Origin of the sequence: Lonsdalea britannica (assembly GCF_946477055.1) — a bacterium.
Lineage (GTDB): Bacteria > Pseudomonadota > Gammaproteobacteria > Enterobacterales > Enterobacteriaceae > Lonsdalea > Lonsdalea britannica_A.
The window spans coordinates 1-2,986 of the sequence record NZ_CAMKXG010000347.1; the positions used below are offsets into that span (position 1 = coordinate 1).

Genomic DNA, 2,986 nt, shown 5'->3' on the forward strand with positions numbered 1-2,986 from the left:
AGCAGCGTATCAAGGCGTGAGCTGCGGAGTTCATCAATCTGGGACATGAAAGCATTCTCATTAATAAGGAAGAGGGGTGCTGCGTAGTGAATGCGGAGCGCATGAAATAAGCTTCAATGCTCTGGCGGTTATCCCTTCAGCACGATGCGGGAAAGTCTACCACCTTTTGTATTCGCGTACTAGTACATGCGCCTGCTCATGCCCAGGATATCAATGATGCGAGCGGATATCTCTTCCACTGAATAATTGGTGGTATTGATGTATTTGATCTGATAGCGGCGGTAGAGCGCCTCCACCTCACGCAGCTCCAACCGGCACTGACGCAGCGATGCATAGCGGCTATTGCCGCGCCGCTCTTCGCGAATGGCGGCGAGCCGCTCCGGATCGATGGTGAGTCCAAACAGTTTGTCCTGATACGGACGCAGCGCTTCAGGCAGCCGCAGATTCAGGTTGTCCAAATCTTCTGCGATAAACGGATAGTTGGCCGCGCGGATACCGAACTGCATCGCCAGATACAGGCTGGTAGGCGTTTTCCCGCAGCGGGAAACCCCAAGCAGAATGACCTGAGCCTGATCGAGATTGCGCAAAGAAATGCCATCGTCGTGCGCAAGCGTGTAATCGATAGCGGCGATGCGGGCGTCGTATTTGATCAGGTTATTGGCCGTCAGTCCATGAGTCCGGTTTGCCACCGGACTCGGCGCGATGTTCAACTCTTGCTGCAGCGGGGCGACCAGGGCCTGCACGATATCCTGACAGAAGCCTTCGCTACTGACGATGATGTCCCTGATCGCAGGCGTCACGATAGAGTAGAACACCAGCGGGCGCACACCGCTTTGTTGGTAAATCGCGTTGATCTGCTCCCGGACGGCGTTGGCCCGGCTGGTGCTTTCGACAAACGGCAGGGTATAGCTGGTGATATCGACGGGAAACTGAGAGAGCACGGCATGCCCCAGCACTTGGGCGGTAATGGCGGTGCCGTCGGAGACATAAAAGACGCTTCGTTCCACAGGGACTCCTCAAGACGATAGGCTCCGCGCACGCCGTGTATGGTTTGGCATCCAGGACGGAGACAGAGCATATCTTTCTGATTAGGTGGGCAAACCTACTCACTATTGATGTTTTTTCCCGACCGCGCAATGTGAATCCGAAGCGACAATTTTTTTTCACTGGGTTGATCGATTCACCTTTCCCTGCTTTACAAAACGCTATGCTACGCTCGAAAAAGCTGAGGTTTCCATCAGCAGTGCTTCCATACCCTACATTGTATGCAGAAGGATAATTTCGATGTCCAACAACGGTACAGATAAGCGTAATGTCTTGTGGTACGACCAGCTCGGTATGCATGACGTGGAACGGGTAGGCGGCAAGAACGCCTCTCTGGGTGAGATGATCACCAACCTGTCATCGCTGGGCGTGGAAGTCCCCAACGGCTTCGCCACCACCGCTCAGGCGTTCAATGATTTTCTGACGCAAAGCGGCATCAACCAGCGTATCTACGCGCTGCTGGATCAAACCGATATTGACGACGTGAATCAGCTGGCGAAAGCCGGAGCCCAAATTCGCCAATGGATTGTGGATACGCCATTCCAGCCTGCGCTGGAACAGGCGATACGCGATGCCTATCAGCAGTTGTCCGAGGACGACCCGGACGCCTCCTTCGCCGTCCGCTCGTCGGCCACGGCCGAAGATATGCCCGATGCGTCTTTCGCCGGTCAGCAAGAGACGTTCCTCAACGTACAGGGCTTCGATGCCGTGTTGACGGCGGTTAAGCATGTGTTCGCTTCGCTGTTTAATGATCGCGCTATCTCTTACCGCGTACATCAGGGTTACGACCACCGTGGGGTCGCGCTGTCTGCCGGGATCCAGCGTATGGTGCGCTCCGATCTGGCGGCGTCCGGCGTGATGTTCACGTTGGATACGGAATCCGGATTTGATCAGGTGGTGTTCATCACTGCGGCCTGGGGGCTGGGTGAGATGGTCGTGCAGGGCGCGGTCAACCCGGATGAGTTTTACGTCCACAAGCCCACGTTGTTGAATAACAAGCCTGCGATAGTGCGCCGCAATATGGGGTCGAAGAAGATCCGTATGGTCTACGCCCCCAGTCAGGAACATGGCAAGCAGGTCAGCATCGAAGACGTACCAGAGGCGCAGCGTGACCGTTTCTGCTTAACGGACGACGAAGTGCAGGCGTTGGCGCATCAGGCGCTGCTGATTGAAAAACACTATGCCCGTCCAATGGACATCGAGTGGGCGAAGGATGGCCACACCGGTCGTTTGTACATCGTGCAGGCGCGGCCGGAAACCGTGCGGTCGAATGGTCAGGTCATGGAACGCTACCATCTTCCCGCCAGCGGTAACGTGCTGGTGGAGGGGCGCGCTATCGGCCATCGCATTGGTGCGGGTGAAGTGAAAAACATTAACGACATCAGCGAAATGCATCTGGTTAACGCAGGCGATGTACTGGTGACGGACATGACCGACCCCGACTGGGAGCCGATTATGAAAAAGGCCGCGGCAATCGTCACCAACCGGGGCGGGCGCACCTGTCACGCGGCGATCATCGCCCGTGAGCTGGGGATTCCGGCCGTTGTTGGCTGCGGCGATGCGACGGAGCGGCTTGGCAACGGGCAGAAGGTCACCGTCTCTTGCGCGGAAGGCGATACCGGCTACGTCTATCAGGATCTGCTGGACTTCACGGTCAAAAGCTCACCTGTTGACGCGATGCCGACCTTGCCGCTCAAAATCATGATGAACGTCGGAAACCCGGATCGCGCTTTTGACTTCGCCTGCCTGCCGAACGACGGCGTAGGGTTGGCGCGGCTCGAATTTATAATCAACCGTATGATTGGCGTGCATCCGCGCGCGCTGCTGGAGTTTGATCAGCAGACGCCGCAGTTGCAGCAGGAGATCAAAGGTCTGATGCAGGGCTATGACGATCCGGTCGAGTTCTATATCGAACGCCTGAAGGAAGGGATCGCCACGTTGG

Annotated in this window: 2 protein-coding genes; one reads left to right on the top strand and one right to left on the bottom strand. The window is 56.5% G+C overall.

Annotated features, from left to right (window positions below):
- Nucleotides 1-179: 179 nt before the first annotated feature.
- Nucleotides 180-1,007 carry a pyruvate, water dikinase regulatory protein gene (locus tag Q7O77_RS16460; protein WP_304169777.1) on the bottom strand — a complete coding sequence of 276 codons (828 nt, stop codon included), beginning with the start codon at nucleotides 1,005-1,007 and terminating at the stop codon, nucleotides 180-182.
- 277 nt (nucleotides 1,008-1,284) lie between these two features.
- On the opposite strand from Q7O77_RS16460, the gene ppsA reads away from it, so the two are divergent.
- On the top strand, nucleotides 1,285-2,986 hold a 1,702-nt coding region (ppsA, locus tag Q7O77_RS16465), incomplete at its 3' end, for a phosphoenolpyruvate synthase (protein WP_304169779.1).